Origin of the sequence: Kitasatospora sp. NRRL B-11411, assembly GCF_000721345.1 — a bacterium.
Lineage (GTDB): Bacteria > Actinomycetota > Actinomycetes > Streptomycetales > Streptomycetaceae > Kitasatospora > Kitasatospora cineracea.
The window spans coordinates 20531-35755 of record NZ_JOGH01000138.1; the positions used below are offsets into that span (position 1 = coordinate 20531).

Consider the following 15225-nt stretch of genomic DNA (forward strand, 5'->3'; position numbering starts at 1 on the left):
ACCGCTGCCCCCGACCCCGGTCTGCCGCAGCGCCCCTGAACCACCGTCACCACCGTCACCACCGCCGCCGCCCCGTCGTCGCCGACGACCGGCGGCCCGATCCCAGGAACGTTCCCTTGCCACTGCACCCCCAGGCCGAGGCCCTGCGCCGGCAGCGCGCCGAAGCCGGTACGCCCCCGCTCTACACCCGCACCCTCGCCGAGGCCCGCGCCGCCGACCTCGCCGACATCCGGGCCGCCGCCGGGAACCCGGAACCGGTCGGCTCCGTCCAGGAGTTCACCGTCCCGGGCCCCGGCGGCCCGCTGCCGCTGCGGGTCTACCACCCGGCCCCCGAAGCCGAAGCCGAAGCCGAAAACGCAGCCGCCGCCCCGCCGCCCGTCCTGCTCTACCTGTTCGGCGGCGGCTGGACCCTCGGCTCGCTCGACACCGGCGACGCGATCTGCCGCCGCCTGACCAACGCCGTCGGCTGCGTCACCGTCGCGGCGGGCTACCGGCTCGCCCCCGAGCACCCCTTCCCGGCCGCCGTGCACGACGTGGCCGCCGCCGCCGAGTGGATCGCCGGGCACGCCGCCGAACTGGGCGCCGACCCGGCCCGGTTGGCCGTCGCGGGCGACAGCGCGGGCGGCAACCTGGCCGCCGCGCTCACCCTGCTGGCCCGCGAGCGCGGCGGCCCCGCGATCCGCCACCAGCTGCTGGTCTACCCGAACACCGACCACGCCGCGGACACCCCGTCCGTCCGCGAGCACGACGACCCGCTGCTGTTCAACCGCCGCTCGGTGGCCTGGTACTGGGGCCACTACCTGGCCGACCCGGCCGACGGCGCGAACCCGCTGGCCTCCCCGCTGCGCGCCCCCTCGCTGGCCGGCCTGCCGCCCGCCACCGTGCTCACCGCACGACCGCTCCTGCTGTGACCACGCTCCCGCTGGGTGACCTGCACGCCAGCCTCGCCGACCCGCTGCTGGACGCGATGACCTTCCTCAACGAGGTCACCGAGCGCTACCCGGACGCGCTCTCCTTCGCCCCCGGCCGCCCGCACGAGGGCTTCTTCGAACCCGAGGACGTCCACACCTACCTGGACACCTACCTCGCCCACCTCGCCGAGCGCGGCCTGAGCCGCAGCGCGGTGCGCACCGCGCTGTTCCAGTACGGCCCGACCAAGGGCATCGTCGCCGACCTGGTCGCCCGCACCCTCGCCAACGACGAGGGCATCGACGCCGACCCCGAGGCGCTGGTGCTCACCGTCGGCGCCCAGGAGGGCATGCTGCTGGTGCTGCGCGCGCTGTGCGCCACGCCCGAGGACGTGCTGCTGGTCAGCTCGCCCTGCTACGTCGGCGTCACCGGCGCGGCCCGGCTGCTCGACCTGGCGACCGTCCCCGTCCCCGAGGGCCCCGCCGGCGGACCGGACCCGGAGGCCGTGCGCGCGGCGGCCCGCGCCGTCCGGGCGGCCGGCCGCCGTCCGCGCGCGCTCTACGTCGTCCCGGACTTCGCCAACCCGTCCGGGACCAGCATGCCGGTCGAGGCGCGGGCCGGGCTGCTGGAGGTGGCGGCCGACGAGGGGCTGCTGGTGATCGAGGACAACCCGTACGGCTTCTTCACCCGCGAGCCGGGCGGACGCCCCACCCTGAAGGCCCTGGACGGGAACCGCGGCCGGGTGGTCCACCTCGGCTCCTTCGCCAAGACCTGCTTCCCGGGCGCCCGGCTCGGCTACGTGGTCGCCGACCAGCGGGTGCTCGCCCCGGACGGCCGGACGACGCTGCTCGCCGACGAGCTGGCCAAGCTGAAGAGCATGACGACGGTCAACACCCCGGCGCTCAGCCAGGCCGTGATCGGCGGCATGCTGCTGCGCCACGCCTGCCGGCTGCGCGCCGCCAACGCCCCGGCGCGCGCCCACTACGCGGCCAACCTGACCGTCCTGCTGCGGGAGTTGGAGCGGCACTTCCCGGCCGCCGAACGCGACCGGCTAGGGGTGTCCTGGAACGAGCCGGAGGGCGGCTTCTTCGCCGTGCTCCAGGTGCCGTTCACCGCCGACGAGGCGGCGATGGAACGCTGCGCCCGCGACCACGGGGTGCTCTGGACCCCGATGGCCCCGTTCTACCCGGCGGGCGGCGGCGAGCGCCGGCTGCGGCTGTCGATCAGCGCCCTGAGCGAGGGTCGGATCGCGGCCGGGGTGGCCCGGCTGGCCGACTTCGTCCGGTCCGCCGCGAGCTGAACGCGCACGACCGCACGGGAACGGGGGGAGGGGCCGCAGCCCCTCCCCCCGCTCCCACCGCTCCGGCTACCGGATCCGGGCCGAGAACAGCCGGGCCGAGTAGAACACCGCCGCGGTCGTCAGCACCGCGACGATCAGCAGCCCCTGCCAGACCACGCTGTCCCCGGGGTGCCCGGAGAACAGCGCCCGCATGCCCTCGACCGCCCAGTAGAAGGGGTTCCACTCCGCCGCCCGCTGCAGCCACATCGGCGCCAGCGCCATCGGCAGCAGCGTCCCGGAGAGCAGGCCGATCGGCTGGGCGATGGTGTTCACCACCGGCGCCATCGCGGCGTCGTTGGGCAGCGCCAGGGCGATGCCGTACGAGATGGCCGAGGTCATCAGCGCCAGCAGGCCGAGCAGCACGTACGCCAGCAGCAGGCTCGCCGGGTCGACCCGCAGGCCGAACGGCAGCGCGACCAGCGTGATGATGACCGCCTGGACGAGCAGGCCGAGGGTCTCGCGCAGCGCCCGCCCGAGCAGCAGGGCGAGCCGGCTGACCGGGGTCACCCGGGAGCGTTCGATGATGCCGGCCTTCAGCTCGCCGAGCAGGCTGAAGCCGGTGAAGAGGCCGCCGAAGATGCAGAGCACCGCCAGCAGGCCGGGGACGTAGATCTGGTACGCCTCGGCGTAGCTGGTGGCGCCCATCGGCCCCAGCACCTGCTTCAGCAGCGGGGCGAACAGCAGCAGGTAGAAGACCGGCTGGGTGATGCCGATCACGATCCAGATCGGTGTGCGCCACATCAGCAGCACTTGCCGCTGGAAGACCAGCCAGGTGTCACGGGCGAGCTTCACGGAAGGGACCCCAGGGGTTTCTCGTCAGGACTGTTCGATGGAGCGGCCGGTGCGGGCCAGGAACACGTCGTCCAGGCTCGGCCGCTGGAGCTGCACCGTCCCGGGGACGATGCCCGCCCCGTTCAGGACGCTCAGCAGCTGCGGGATCGCCGCGGCGCCGTCGTCCAGGTAGAGCCGCAGGCCGTCCTCGCCCGGTTCCAGCCGGTGCAGGGAGGGCTGCCCGCGCAGGGCGTCGGCCGCGGGTCCGGCGTCCCCGGCGGCGAGGCCGAGCAGCACGACGTCGCCGGAGATCTCGCGCTTGAGCGCCTCGGGCGTGCCCTCGACCACGACCTGCCCGTGGTCGACGATGGCGACCCGGTCGCAGAGCGCGTCGGCCTCGTCCAGGTAGTGGGTGGTCACCACCACCGTCATGCCCTCGGTGCGCAGCCGCTTGATCTCGGCCCACACCTGGCCGCGGCTGGCCGGGTCGAGGCCGACCGTCGGCTCGTCGAGGAACAGCACCCTGGGGGAGTGGATCACCCCGAGGGCGATGTCCACCCGGCGGCGCTGGCCGCCGGAGTAGGTGCTGCAGTGGCGGTCGGCGAACTCGGTCAGGTCGAACGCCTTCAGGGCGTCCGCGGCCTGCTGCAGGGCCTCGGCCTTGCTGGCGCCGTACATCCGGGCCTGCATGACCAGCTCCTCCCGCCCGGTGACCGCGTCGGCGGTGCCGCCGCCCTGGGCGACGTAGCCGATCCGGCGGCGGACCCCGGCCGGGTCGGCCAGCAGGTCGGCGCCGGCGATCAGGGCTTCGCCGCCGTCCGGGCGGATGAGCGTGGCGAGCATGCGCAGGGTGGTGGTCTTCCCGGCACCGTTGGGGCCGAGGAAGCCGAAGATCTCACCGGCCTGGACGTCCAGGTCGATGCTGCGGACGGCGTCGACGACGGTGCGGCCGTGCTTTCCGGACGGGTAGGACTTGCGAAGTCCCTTGGTCTCGATCAACCAGAACTCCCGGGCTGGGATGGGGTGCGGGGGCTCGCGCCCGCCGACCCCCTTGCGGACGAAGGGGGTTGGCGGCACGAGGCGGTATCAGGGGGCGACCAGCGCTTCCATCCGGTCGGCGGCGGTCAACGCCCCGCCGCCGGAAAGCAGTTGACGGCCGATCGACTCGGCGGCCGCCCGGTGGGAGGGCTCGTCGAGCACCCGCCGGAGCCGCTCGGCGATCACCGGCGGACCGACCCGGGCGAACGGGACCCGGAGGCCGGCCCCGGCCTCCACGACCCGCTGCGCCACGAACGGCTGGTCGTTGCGGATCGGCGCCGCCAGCACGGGGACGCCGTGCGCCAGCGACTCGACCACGGTGTTCATCCCACCATGGCAGAGCACCGCGTCCAAGCGGCCGGTGGACAGCAGCTCCAGCACGGGTGCCCGATCGACCACGGTGACGGAGTCCGGAAGGGCAGCCGGCAGCGCCCCGCGGGACGCCGCCACCACCGCCTGCACGCCGTCCCCGCCGAGCCGCGCCAGCGCATCGACGGTGCGGTGCAGGAAGTCCGCGCCGACCGTGTCCGACATCGTCCCCATGGTGACCAGCACGGTGCGCCGCCCGGCCGCCAGCCGCTCCCACGGGAACGCCGGATCCGCCGCCCGCGCCGTCAGCACCGGCCCCACCGCGGCGAGTTGCGGCAGCGGATCAAGCTCGCCGAGCAGCGCCCGCCCGGAGGTGGCCAGCACCAGGTGCGGCGAGAAGCGCGGATCGGTGAACTCCCCGGCGGGCAGCTGTGCCCGCTCCCACAGCCCGGCCAGCAGCCCCGCCGTCCACGCCTCGACCCGCGGCAGGTGCCGGTACGGGCGGCCCAGCTCCATCGCCCCCGGCGCCAGCGTCGCCCACGGCAGCCCGTACCGGTGCGCGACCAGCGCGCCCGCCGGGGTGTGCTGGTCCACCAGCAGCGCGTCCGGCCGGAACTCCCGCACCACCGCGTCCAGCGGCTTCAGGGTGAACCTGGCGTACGGGACGACGAAGCCCTCCCAGAGCGAGCGCAGCGAGGCCAGGCCGTGGCCGCCCATCGCCCGGAACATCCGGTTGCCGGTGCCGAAGATCAGGGCGTCCGGGCCGAGCAGCGGCCGCAGCATCGTCTCGGTGCCGGTCCAGGCCACCCGGTGGCCGCGCGCGGCCAGCTCCGCCGCGATCCCGGCCGCCGGGTTGACGTGCCCGGCCAGCGGGGGCACCACCAGCAGGAAGCGGCTCACCGGCGCACCAGCTCCGCCAGGTCGCCGACGGTCAGCGCGGCCAGCCCGGCCACGTCCAGGCCGGCCCGCAGCGCGCCCAGGTCGGCGCCGAAGCGCTCCCGCAGCAGCACGTCCAGCACCGCGAACTCGCTCTCGTCCAGGGCGAGATCACCGTCGAGTCGGTCCGCAGGGGCGAGCGACTCTGCCCAATCGGGCAGAGCGTCGGCGGCCTCCGCCAGCGCGGCCAGCAACCCCGGGTCCAGGGCGGCGGGCGGCTCGGAAGGCAGCCCGGAGGCGGTTTCTGGGTACACGAAGGAAGGCTGGGAATCAGTCATCGGAAGGCTCCACCGGCTCGACGGCAACGGGGTGAGGGAGAGGGCTCCGGATCGGTGATCGCTTGTGCGACCCACGGAGCGTGGGAATACTAACCGGGGTGACCGCACTGGAGGCAGTGGCCGTCCACCTCCCCCCGCGACTCGAACCGATCGAGGACGTGGGCGCCAGGATCGGCCTTACCCCACGTCAACTCCGACTCTTCCGCCGCTTCCACGGCCTGGACCAGGTGCGCCTGGACCCGGACGGGACGCTGCTCGACCTGCTGGACGCCGCCGTCCGGGCCCTGCCCGAACTGCGCGGCAACGAACACCGGATCCGGTACCTGCTGCACGCCCGCAACACGCCGGTCGCCGTGCCCTACCCGCTCAACCCCCTGCACCAGCTCCAGGAGCGCTTCGGCCTCACCCACGCCGACGCGTTCACCGTCACCCAACAGGCCTGCGCCGCCTCCCTGCTGGCCATCGACCTGGCCGGGCGGCTGCTGGCCGACGACGGCGACCCGTCGGCACTGGCCCTGGTGCTGGCCGGGGAGAAGACCTTCACCCGGGACGCCCAACTGCTGCCCGAGACCACGATCTTCGCCGAGGCCGCGACCGCCTGCCTGGTCAGCCCCGGCGGCGACCGCAACCGGGTGCTCTCCTACGCGGTCCGCCAGCGCCCCGAGTTCTACGGCCGACCCGCCGAGGACCCGGAACTGATGGTCCGCTACCAGCGGGAGTACCAGCCCGCCCTGGCCGAGGCGGTCGAGGCCGCGCTCGACCAGGCAGGTCTGGACCTCTCCGACATCGCGCTGCTGCTCCCGCACAACGTCAACCAGGCCTCCTGGCGGATGACCTGCCGCCAACTCGGCTACCCTGTCGAACAGGTGGTCCTGGAGAACGTGGCCGCGGTCGGCCACAGCTTCGCCGCCGACGCTTTCGTCAACCTCCGCACCGCCACCACCGGCGGAGCGCTCCGGCCGGGCGACCACTACCTGATCGCCGCCGCCGGCATCGGCGCCACCTTCGCGGCCATGGTCCTGCGGCACTGACCCGCCGCCTCCCACCCACCCCTGGACGGTCCACCCATGTCAGAAACCACCCTGCCCGCGAGCGAACCGACGGCCGACCCCGAGGTGCGCGAACGCATCCGGCGCGGCATCGAGGACGTCCTGCCCCGCGTCCTGGGCGTCGAACTCGCCGACATCCCGGAGAACGCCTGCTTCTTCGACGACTACGGCCTCACCTCCTCCGGCATCGTCGAACTGGTCCTGGACATCGAGGAGACCCTCGCCATCCAGATCGACGTCGAGCACCTCGTCATCGACGACGTCCGCACCGTCGACAGCCTCACCGACTACGTCGTCGGACACCACGCCGACGAGGACTGACCCGATGCCCGCCGAGACCCGCGGCCTGCGCGTGACCAGGGCGGTCGCCGCCGGAATCGACGGCCGCTCCGCCGCCTCGCTCCACCCCGACCTGCGCACCTTCACCGCCGACCTGGTCCGCCCGTACGGCCTGCCGCTGCGCGAGGACCTGCTGGCCGAAGGCGCCGGGCACGACTACGCCGAGATGGCCGCCGGCCTGCTCGAACGGGCCCTGCCCGGGGGCGAACCCGCGGACCTGCTGATCCTCGCCTTCTCCTCCCCGGACGTCCGGCCCGCCGCCCCCGCCTCGCTCCGGCTCAGCCGCCACTGCCCCGGGCAGCCGACCGCCTTCGCCGTCTGCGACCAGGGCAGCGCCACCGCCTTCGCCGCGCTGCGGATCGCCGCCGCCCACCACCGCACCGGCGGCTGCCGGCGGGCCGTGGTCGTGCTCGCCGAACAGAGCGCCCTGCACCACCGGCCCGCCGCGCCCGTCGAACTGCCCGCCGAGCACCGCGCCGTCGTGCTGGTCTGCGAGGAGGCCCCGGGGGAGGGGATGCGGGTCCGCCAGCAGGCCCGGCCGGACGGCGCGCAGGCGCTGCGCACCGTCCGCGAGGAGCACCGCGCGCTCGGGCCCGGCGCCGGACTGCTGCTCGCCGCCGACCTGGCCTCCCACGGCAGCCCCGAGGACGCCGAAGGCACCGCGGCGGCCCGCCCCGGACAGCCGTTCACCGGCGTCTGGAGCCTGCTCGCCGACCGCCTCCCCGGCGACGGCCCGCTGCTGGTCGCCGACCACGACCGGCGCCTGGGCCGGCTCAGCACCCTCACCCTGCCGTGAACACCGCCCCAGCCGTGAGCACCGCCCCAGCCGTGAACACCGCCCCTGCCGTGAGCACCGTGCACACCGCCGGGCCGGAAGCCGACGTCATCGACGCCTGGAGCATCCCCACCGACCAGCCCCCGGACGTCGTCCACCGCCTGTACGGCCTGCTCGACCCCGGGGAGCGGGAGCGGGCCGACCGGGCCCACGACCCGGTCGAGGGCGGGCGGTTCGCCGTGGTCCGGGGCGCCGTCCGGCTGCTGGTCGCCGAACGGCTCGCCGTCGCGCCCGCCGACCTGGTGTGGCACTACGGCCCGCACGGCAAGCCCGCCCCCGTCCTCCCCCCGGCCGCCGAACCGCTCCAGGTCAACTGGTCCGGTTCGGGGGCGCTCGCGCTGCTGGCCCTCGCCGTCGGCCGCCGGGTCGGCGCGGACGTCGAACAGCTGGCCCGGCCCGGCGTCGGCACGCGGATCGCCCGCCGCCACTTCCCGGCCGCCGACGCCGCCCTCGTCCTGGACGCCCCGACCCCCGCCGACGGCGCCGACCGCTTCACCCGCCTGTGGTGCCGCCGCGAAGCCTGCGTCAAGGTGCACGGCGGCCGGCTCGCCCAGGGCCTCGGCCTCCCGCTGGCCGGTCCCTCCCCGCTGCGGCTGGCCGACGCGGCCCCGCTCGGCCCCGGCCCGCTCTGGCTGGCCGACGTCCCGGTGCCCGGCCCGTTCCGGGCCGCGGTCGCCGCCGACACCGACCGCCCCTTCACCGTCCGCCACCGCACCTGGACCGCCTGAACTCCCTTGCCGCGCACACACCTCGGGCCCGACCGGCAGCAACACCGGTCGGGCCCGAGGTCATTGACGGTCCGTCAGCCCACCGGCCTCGACATGTAGACCGCCCGCCGCCCGTAGGACGCGGGCACGGCCACCTCCCGGTGCGCGCGGTAGCCGTAGAAGCGCAGCAGGATGTCGGAGCCGCGCACCGCGACCATCGAGACCTGCGTGAAACCGCCCTCCACCGCCCGCGCCTGCGCGTGCTCCATCAGCTCCGCGGCGAGCTCCCGGCCACGCAACTCCTCGGCCAGCACCAGGTCGTGCACGTGCAGGTTGTCCGAGGCGAACGCCCCGCCCTCCGCCACCGCGAGGTCCGGGCAGCGCAGCGGCGGGTACGGCAGGCTCAGCAGGTAGCCGCGGACGGCCCCGGTGTCGCGCTGCTCCAGCACGTAACAGGTCTCCGGCGAGCAGGCGACCCGGGACTGCAACGCCTCCCGGCCCTCGGAGAGGCCGTCGGCCGCGTAGGCGTCGTGCTCCAGCGCGACCACGGCGTCCCAGTCCCCGTCGGCCAGCTGCCGGATCAGGAACTCCCCGCTCACCTGGCGAGCCCCCGCTCGCGGGCCGCGGCTACCATCGGCGCCCAGTTCTCGATCAGCACCGCCCAGCGCACGGCGTCCTCCCGGGCCTCGTCCAGCAGCTGCTGCCGCTGCCCGGCCACCACGTCCGCCAGCTCGGCGTACTTGCCGCCCAGCTTGCGGTAGAGGCGGTCCACCTCGTCCAGGCAGGTCTCGTTGGTGTCCCGCTCCAGGTCGAAGGTGCTGCGCACCAGCCCGAGGATCGGCTCCACCCGCAACTCGTGCCGCTCGTCCAGCAGCCCGGTGCCCAGGTCGATCATCTGCCCGTACACCGGGTACAGGTACAGCATCGAGAGCAGCATCTTCACGAAGCGCAGCTGGTACGAGACGAACCCGGCGCCGATCCGGCGCTCGGGCGTGTAGTAGTTGACGATGTGCCGCTTGTGGATGACGGCGGGCAGCTTGGCGTGCACCAGGGCGTGCAGCAGCGCGTAGTCGGCGCCGATGGTGCGCAGCGAGGGCACCAGCGGCAGCACCTCGTAACCCCGGTGGTCGATGGCGACGTTGCACATGTAGACGTCCCAGATGTCCGGCACGCCGAGCACCGAGTCGGCCGCGTCGAACGAGTCGTGCTCGGCGCCCTTGAAGGAGATCTCGACCATCTCGTCCTGCTGCTCGCGGGTCCACACCCGCGGGGTCCACAGCCGCACCAGGTCCCGGTACACCTCCGGGTCCAGCTCGTTGATCTCGCCGATGTCCACGTTGAGTTCGCCCATGAAGGCGGCGCTGACCAGCATCACCGGCTTGTCCGCGTCCGCCGGGTCCAGCTCGGAGCGGGCCACCCCGGCCACCGCCTCGCCGGCCGGCTTGCCGAGCGACAGCAGCTCGTGGTGGATCGGGAACATCTTCGCGCCGTCGACCACCTGGTAGTCGAAGTCGTCGTTGCGCAGGTGCGCCGAGGTGCAGCCCAGCGCGGCCGCGCCCAGGAAGACCCGGTTCACGCAGGAGCCGTACGCGACGTCCTGCGGCAGCATCAGGTCGAGCAGCAGCCCGGGGTCGGCGCCGCCGGAGCGCCGCGCCACGTCCAGGAAGAACGCGTGCTGCGCCTCGTTGCCGAGGTGGTGGACGAACACGCCGGGCGCGGGCGCCAGCGAGGCCACGGCGTCCGCGTTCTTGGCGAACTCGGCGGCCACGGTGGTGTCCAGGACGAGGAGGTGGACCTCGACCCCGAAGGTCTCGACGGCGTAGGCCGCCTCCTCGGCGAGGTCCACGATGGTGCCGGGACAGGCCCGCATGGTGGGCAGGGCGAGGCAGACTCGTTGCATGGTGTGGGAATCTCCGTCTGATCGTCAGATTCGTTGCGGCGCCCGGCGGTCGAGCGGGGAGAGGGTGCCCTGACCGGGCCCGCCGTGCCGTCCCGGCCGGGCTCGCCGGCGGGGGCGGAGGGCCGCGGCGGCACCGTGGACGACCTGGTTTCACCACAGTGGACTAGACCAAACTGGGGTGTCAATGCACCGCCCCCGGGCGGCCCGCGACACCCGCCGACACTGCCCGATGGGGCAGCGGACCCTGCCCCGGCACGGCCCCGCCGGACGCCCCCCGCCACTCGGCCGCCCCGCCTGCTCTCGCCCCGCGACCTACCGCCAGCGCCCGCCCCGAACGGCCGCCGGTGCGAAATGGTTCCCGGCGCCGGAGCCCCGCCGGCGAATCGGGAACGGTCCCGCCGAATTCGCCCCCGGACCGCCGGCCGCCCCGCGAAGCAATTCCCGCGCCGCCGAAGTCCGTCGAATGGCAACCCCGCCCCGGCGAAAGAACTCCACAACGCCGATCCGCCCGCTTACCGTTCCGTCCGAAATCAATCCGTGATGGTCGTTGCGCACCCTGCCGGGAAGATTTCCGTTGGATAACGGAGTGACGCGGGGCGGAACCGACCGCACGACCGGACGGACGCGCGCTAGGCCAGGCAGGCCCGGCCGCGGTGGTGCTCCCCGAGGTCGAACAGCGCGTGCCCGATCGCGGTCAGCGCACCGGCCTCGCGGTGCTCCAGGCCGACCTTCCGGGCGATCGCCAGCGCCTCCTCGGCCGCCTCCAGCGCCTCGGTCGGCCGCCCGGCGGCCCGGCAGGACTCGGCCAGCCCCACCAGCACGCCCGGCATCCGGTCCCAGGAGCCGAGCGCCCGCAGCGCGCCCAGGCACCCCCGGTAGTCCGCGCACGCCGCCTCGAACCGGCCCATCCCGTGCAGCGCCGTCGCCCGGGCGTAGAGCATGTGGACCTGCCCGACGAAGTCGCCGAGCTCCCGGAACGTCGCCAGGCTGCGCTCGGCCCGCCGCCGGGCCGACTCCGGCCGGCCCACCGCGACGTCGGCCAGCGCCGCCATCCCCTCCACGAAGGCGTGCGCGGACCGGTTGCCCAGCTCGGTGCTCAGCGCGACGGCCTCGTCGCACCAGGCGGCGACCTCCTCGTCGCCGCAGTGCGGCAGGCTGGTCAGCGCCAGCGCGGCCAGCGCCCCGGGCAGCAGCACCGCCTGCCCGGTCCGCCGGGCCAGCGCGATCACCCGGACCGCCTCGTCCCGGGCCTGCCGGGTGCGCTGGAACTCCCGCTGCGCCCACATCAGCGTGTAGCGGGCCCGCGCCTCGCTCTCCGGCAGGCCGGCCGCCCGGGCGGCCGAGGCCAACCGCCCGGCCAGGTCGCACAGTTCGGGCACCGCCATGCCCAGGTCGATCAGCTGGATCAGTACCAGCGCCAGGTCCGCGAGCACCGCCAGCGGGCCGTCCGGCTCGCGGGCGGCCTGCCCGGCCACCGCCAGCACGGCGGGGATCTCCCGCCGGGCCCAGCGCAGCCCCTCGGCCGGCCCGCCGAACCGCGGCCCGACGGCCTCCGGCGCCACCAGGTCGGGGAACGGGTAGCCCGGCCGGACCACCCGGTACAGGCCCGCCACCGTCGCCAGGTAGTGCCGCAGCAGGCGCTCCACGGCGGCCCGCCCGGCGGCCTCCCCGTCCACCTCCCGGACCAGCTCGCGCGCGAACAGCCGCAGCAGGTCGTGGTACTGGTAGCGGCCGGGGTACGGGCAGGACAGCAGCCCCAGGTCGGTCAGCGACTCGGCCAGCCGCTCGGCCTCCCGCTCCGGCAGCCCCAGCAGCACCGCGGCCGCCGCCGAGGACACGCCCGGGCCGTCCGGCAGCGACAGCAGCCGGAACGCCCGGGCGGTCTCCGGGTCCAACTGGTCGTAGCTGAGCCGGAACGACGCGGCCACCGCCAGCTCGCCGGTCTCCAGCTCGGCCAGCCGCCGCCGCTCCGAGGCCAGCCGGTCCGCCATGTGCGCCAGCTCCCAGGCCGGACGGGCCGCCAGCCGGGAGGCCGCGGTCCGCACCGCCAGCGGCAGGAACCCGCACGCCTCCGCCAGCCGCCGGGCCGCCGCCGGCTCGGCCGCCACCCGGGCCTCCCCGGCGATCGCCGCGAGCAGCCGCACCGACTCCTCCGAGGTCAGCGGCTCCAGGCCGACCTGCCGGGTCATCGGCATCCCCGACAGCCAGGCCCGGCTGGTCACCAGCACCGCGCAGGAGCGGCTGCCGGGCAGCAGCGGCCCGACCTGCCGGCTGTCGCGGGCGTCGTCCAGCACGATCAGCACCCGCCGGCCCGCCACCCGGGACCGGAACATCGCGGCCCGCTCCGCCGTCCCCTGCGGGAGCGCCGCGTCGGCCACGCCCAGCGCGCCGAGGAAACCGGCCAGCACCTCGCCGGGATCGGCCGGTAAGGCCCCGGCCCCGCGCAGGTTCACGTACAGCTGGCCGTCCGGGTACTGCCCGCCCACCGCGTGCGCGACGTGCACCGCGAGCGCCGACTTGCCCACCCCGCCCAGGCCCGACACCCCCACCACCGGCATCGCCGGGCCGCCGGGGGCCAGGTCCGCGCACAGCTCCGCGCAGAGCCCGTCCCGGCCGGTGTAGTCGGAGACGTCGGCGGGCAGCTGGGCCGGCGGGAGGGGCGAGGAACCGGCCGGACCGCCGCCCGCCCCGGGCCCCGGCGCCGGCGGCACGGGCGGCGCGGCCAGCTTCGGGTCGCCCGACAGGATGCCCACCTGGAGCTCGCGCAGCCGCGGCCCCGGATCGACCCCCAGCTGCTCCAGCAGCGTCCGCCGGGCGTCCGCGTACACGCCCAGCGCCTCGGCCTGCCGCCCGCTGCGGTACAGCGCCAGCATCAGCAGCTCCCGCACCGGCTCCAGCAGCGGGTACTGGTTGACCCACACGGTCAGCTCGCCGATCACGTCCGCGTGCCGGCCCGCCGCCAACTCCGCCTCCAGCCACGCCTGGACGGCGTGCAGCCGGCGCTCGACCAGCCGGGCCCGGTGCGCCTGGGCGAGCGGCCCCGGCAGCCCGGCCAGCGGCTCGCCGTGCCACAGCTCGCAGGCCTCCCGCAGCAGCCCGAGCGCCCCGGCCGCGTCCCCGTGCGCGCGGGCCCGGCCCGCCGCCGCGACCCGGTTCTCGAACACCTCGACGTCCACCGACTCGGCCGGGACCCGCAGCACGTAGCCGCTGCCCGAGGAGACCAGCACCGCCGGGTGCGCCCGGTCCGGCTCCAGCACCCGGCGCAGCCGCGACACGTAGGTGCGCACCACGGTGGCGGCCCGGGCCGGCGGCTCCTCCCAGAGCGCGTCGAGCAGCTCGTCCACGGACACGATCCGGCGCGCCCGCAGCGCCAACGCGGTGAGCAGCGCCCGCTGTTGCGGCGAGCCGAGGTCCAACTCGCGCTCCCCGCACCAGGCCTGCACCGGCCCGAGCAGGCACAGCCGCAGCCGCTCCGGGCCGTCCGGATCCGGGCCCGCCCCGTCGCGGGGCCCCGCGCCGTCCGTCATCGGCGGACGGTGACGGACCGGCCCGCCGAGCCGCGACGCCGGGTCAAACGTGCACGAACAATCGTCGACGGGAGCTTTCCGGTCACGCGTCCTCGCCTATTCGATCTGCCGCGCTCGCGCGCGGAAAGGGCCGTGCCAGGGATCGTCCTCCCAGCGGGGCCGGAAAAGCAAACCGCACCCGTTCGGCCGCCGCCCGAGTACCGCTGCGGACGCCGGTGCGGATCCGTCAATCTTTTATTGATCGGCGGCGGATAGCGTGTTCCCCGGTGCACGTGTCCGCCGATCCTTCGGCGGACACGGGGAACTCCCGCGGTGTCAGCCGGGCCGCAGGAGGAGGAAAGACGGCGCCGCGTGCGGGCGGTGCCGGCCGACCCGGTTCTGACGGCGAGCCGCCGCCTGTGGGGGGTGGCGGACGCACCGTCAAGCGCAACGAAAGGAACCCCGCGCCGTGCTGCAGTACGCCGACGACGTCCGTACCACGACAACGACCCGACCGATCCCGGTGGCCGTCCACGCCCTGGACCCGCTCTCCCGCGCCGGAGTGGTGAGCTACCTCCGGCAGTGCCCGGAGGTCTCGCTGGTGGACGACGGCCACCAGGGCGGCACCGGCGTGGCCCTGCTGGTCGCCGACACCTTCGACGAGACGGCCCTGGCCGGTCTGTCCCGCCTGGTCAAGACCGAACGGACGCGGGTGGTGCTGGTCCTGGACCGGATCCAGGAGCCGGAACTGCTCAACGTCGTCTCACTGGGCGTCACCACGATCCTGTGGCGCCGCGAGGTGACGGGGGAGCGCCTGCGCCAAGCCGTCCTCACCGCCGCCCGGGGCCACGGCGACCTCCCCCCCGACCTGCTCGGCCGACTGATCGGCTGCATGGGCCGCCAGCGCGGCGACGGCCCGGGCCCGGACGGCACCCCCGCCGACCACGGCATGCTGCCGCGCGAGGTCGACGTGCTGCGCCTGGTCGCCGACGGCATGGACACCGGGGAGATCGCCGTCAAACTCCTCTACTCGGAGCGGACGATCAAGAACATCATCCACACCGTCACCACCCGCTTCCACCTCCGCAACCGCGCCCACGCGGTGGCCTACGCCCTGCGCGAGGGCTACATCTAGACGGGCGCCGCGGCCGGTTCGCCCCCCGCGCCGAACCGGCCGCAGCCGGCGGTGCCCTGCCAGTGCCGGACGCGGCACTAGATGGTTGATGCGAAGGGTTAGTGGTCGTAGGCGGTCAGGGAGCGCATGACGGACTGGCCGGTGTGGTCGTTGTGCCAGATCGCGCTGGTCAGG

At 75.1% G+C, this 15225-nt stretch carries 14 protein-coding genes; 7 read left to right on the forward strand and 7 right to left on the reverse strand.

Annotation, left to right across the window (positions count from 1 at the left end; genetic code table 11):
- Positions 1-116: 116 nt before the first annotated feature.
- Both IH44_RS0134865 and IH44_RS0134870 read left to right on the forward strand, forming a co-directional pair.
- Complete coding sequence (locus IH44_RS0134865) at positions 117-911, forward strand: alpha/beta hydrolase (protein WP_081967313.1); 795 nt, start codon at positions 117-119, stop codon at positions 909-911.
- Positions 908-2209 carry a PLP-dependent aminotransferase family protein gene (locus IH44_RS0134870; protein WP_030463838.1) on the forward strand — a complete coding sequence of 434 codons (1302 nt, stop codon included), beginning with the start codon at positions 908-910 and terminating at the stop codon, positions 2207-2209. The genes IH44_RS0134865 and IH44_RS0134870 overlap by 4 nt, the downstream gene beginning before the upstream one ends.
- A gap of 66 nt (positions 2210-2275) precedes the next feature.
- Here the strand turns inward: IH44_RS0134870 and IH44_RS0134875 are convergent, their stop codons facing one another.
- The 4 genes from IH44_RS0134875 to IH44_RS0134890 form a co-directional block, all read right to left on the reverse strand.
- A complete protein-coding gene (locus IH44_RS0134875; RefSeq protein ID WP_030463839.1) occupies positions 2276-3040 on the reverse strand; it encodes an ABC transporter permease in 765 nt (254 codons plus the stop codon).
- A gap of 24 nt (positions 3041-3064) precedes the next feature.
- A complete protein-coding gene (locus IH44_RS0134880) occupies positions 3065-4018 on the reverse strand; it encodes a daunorubicin resistance protein DrrA family ABC transporter ATP-binding protein (RefSeq protein ID WP_030463840.1) in 954 nt (317 codons plus the stop codon).
- An 87-nt stretch (positions 4019-4105) separates the two neighbouring features.
- Positions 4106-5266 carry a glycosyltransferase gene (locus IH44_RS0134885; protein ID WP_030463841.1) on the reverse strand — a complete coding sequence of 387 codons (1161 nt, stop codon included), beginning with the start codon at positions 5264-5266 and terminating at the stop codon, positions 4106-4108.
- Positions 5263-5580 carry a hypothetical protein gene (locus tag IH44_RS0134890; RefSeq protein WP_157852565.1) on the reverse strand — a complete coding sequence of 106 codons (318 nt, stop codon included), beginning with the start codon at positions 5578-5580 and terminating at the stop codon, positions 5263-5265. The genes IH44_RS0134885 and IH44_RS0134890 overlap by 4 nt, the downstream gene beginning before the upstream one ends.
- A 98-nt stretch (positions 5581-5678) precedes the next feature.
- On the opposite strand from IH44_RS0134890, the gene IH44_RS0134895 reads away from it, so the two are divergent.
- From IH44_RS0134895 to IH44_RS41890, 4 genes are read left to right on the forward strand one after another with little or no spacing between them, the layout of a single operon-like run.
- Positions 5679-6611, forward strand: a complete 933-nt coding sequence (locus IH44_RS0134895) for a 3-oxoacyl-[acyl-carrier-protein] synthase III C-terminal domain-containing protein (RefSeq protein WP_030463843.1) — start codon at positions 5679-5681, stop codon at positions 6609-6611.
- 36 nt (positions 6612-6647) lie between these two features.
- On the forward strand, positions 6648-6950 hold the full coding sequence (locus IH44_RS0134900; RefSeq protein ID WP_030463844.1) for an acyl carrier protein: 303 nt from the start codon (positions 6648-6650) through the stop codon (positions 6948-6950).
- A 4-nt stretch (positions 6951-6954) separates the two neighbouring features.
- On the forward strand, positions 6955-7764 hold the full coding sequence (locus IH44_RS43375; RefSeq protein WP_051817958.1) for a hypothetical protein: 810 nt from the start codon (positions 6955-6957) through the stop codon (positions 7762-7764).
- 50 nt (positions 7765-7814) lie between these two features.
- Positions 7815-8531: a 4'-phosphopantetheinyl transferase superfamily protein gene (locus IH44_RS41890; RefSeq protein ID WP_157852566.1), complete on the forward strand. Its 717-nt coding sequence runs from the start codon at positions 7815-7817 to the stop codon at positions 8529-8531.
- Positions 8532-8605: 74 nt separating this feature from the next.
- On the opposite strand, the gene IH44_RS0134920 is transcribed toward IH44_RS41890, so the two are convergent.
- From IH44_RS0134920 to IH44_RS0134930, 3 genes are all read right to left on the reverse strand, one after another.
- Positions 8606-9109, reverse strand: a complete 504-nt coding sequence (locus IH44_RS0134920; protein ID WP_030463847.1) for a GNAT family N-acetyltransferase — start codon at positions 9107-9109, stop codon at positions 8606-8608.
- Entirely contained in the window at positions 9106-10410 is a 1305-nt protein-coding gene (locus IH44_RS0134925) for a DUF6271 family protein (RefSeq protein WP_030463848.1), read from the reverse strand. Before IH44_RS0134925 ends, IH44_RS0134920 begins: the two co-directional genes overlap by 4 nt.
- Before the next feature lie 629 nt (positions 10411-11039).
- Complete coding sequence (locus tag IH44_RS0134930) at positions 11040-13937, reverse strand: AfsR/SARP family transcriptional regulator (RefSeq protein ID WP_051817961.1); 2898 nt, start codon at positions 13935-13937, stop codon at positions 11040-11042.
- Positions 13938-14385: 448 nt separating this feature from the next.
- Between IH44_RS0134930 and IH44_RS0134935 the strand changes: the two genes are divergently transcribed.
- Positions 14386-15051, forward strand: coding sequence for a response regulator transcription factor (locus IH44_RS0134935; protein WP_107066706.1), 666 nt, complete (start codon positions 14386-14388; stop codon positions 15049-15051).
- Positions 15052-15225: the final 174 nt, after the last annotated feature.

Coding starts and splice junctions, on each gene's coding strand:
- IH44_RS0134890 (WP_157852565.1), bottom strand. CDS start 5,580: ATGACTGATTCCCAGCCTTCCTTCGTGTACCCAGAAACCGCCTCCGGG.
- IH44_RS0134930 (WP_051817961.1), bottom strand. CDS start 13,937: ATGACGGACGGCGCGGGGCCCCGCGACGGGGCGGGCCCGGATCCGGAC.
- IH44_RS0134925 (WP_030463848.1), bottom strand. CDS start 10,410: ATGCAACGAGTCTGCCTCGCCCTGCCCACCATGCGGGCCTGTCCCGGC.
- IH44_RS0134900 (WP_030463844.1), top strand. CDS start 6,648: ATGTCAGAAACCACCCTGCCCGCGAGCGAACCGACGGCCGACCCCGAG.
- IH44_RS43375 (WP_051817958.1), top strand. CDS start 6,955: ATGCCCGCCGAGACCCGCGGCCTGCGCGTGACCAGGGCGGTCGCCGCC.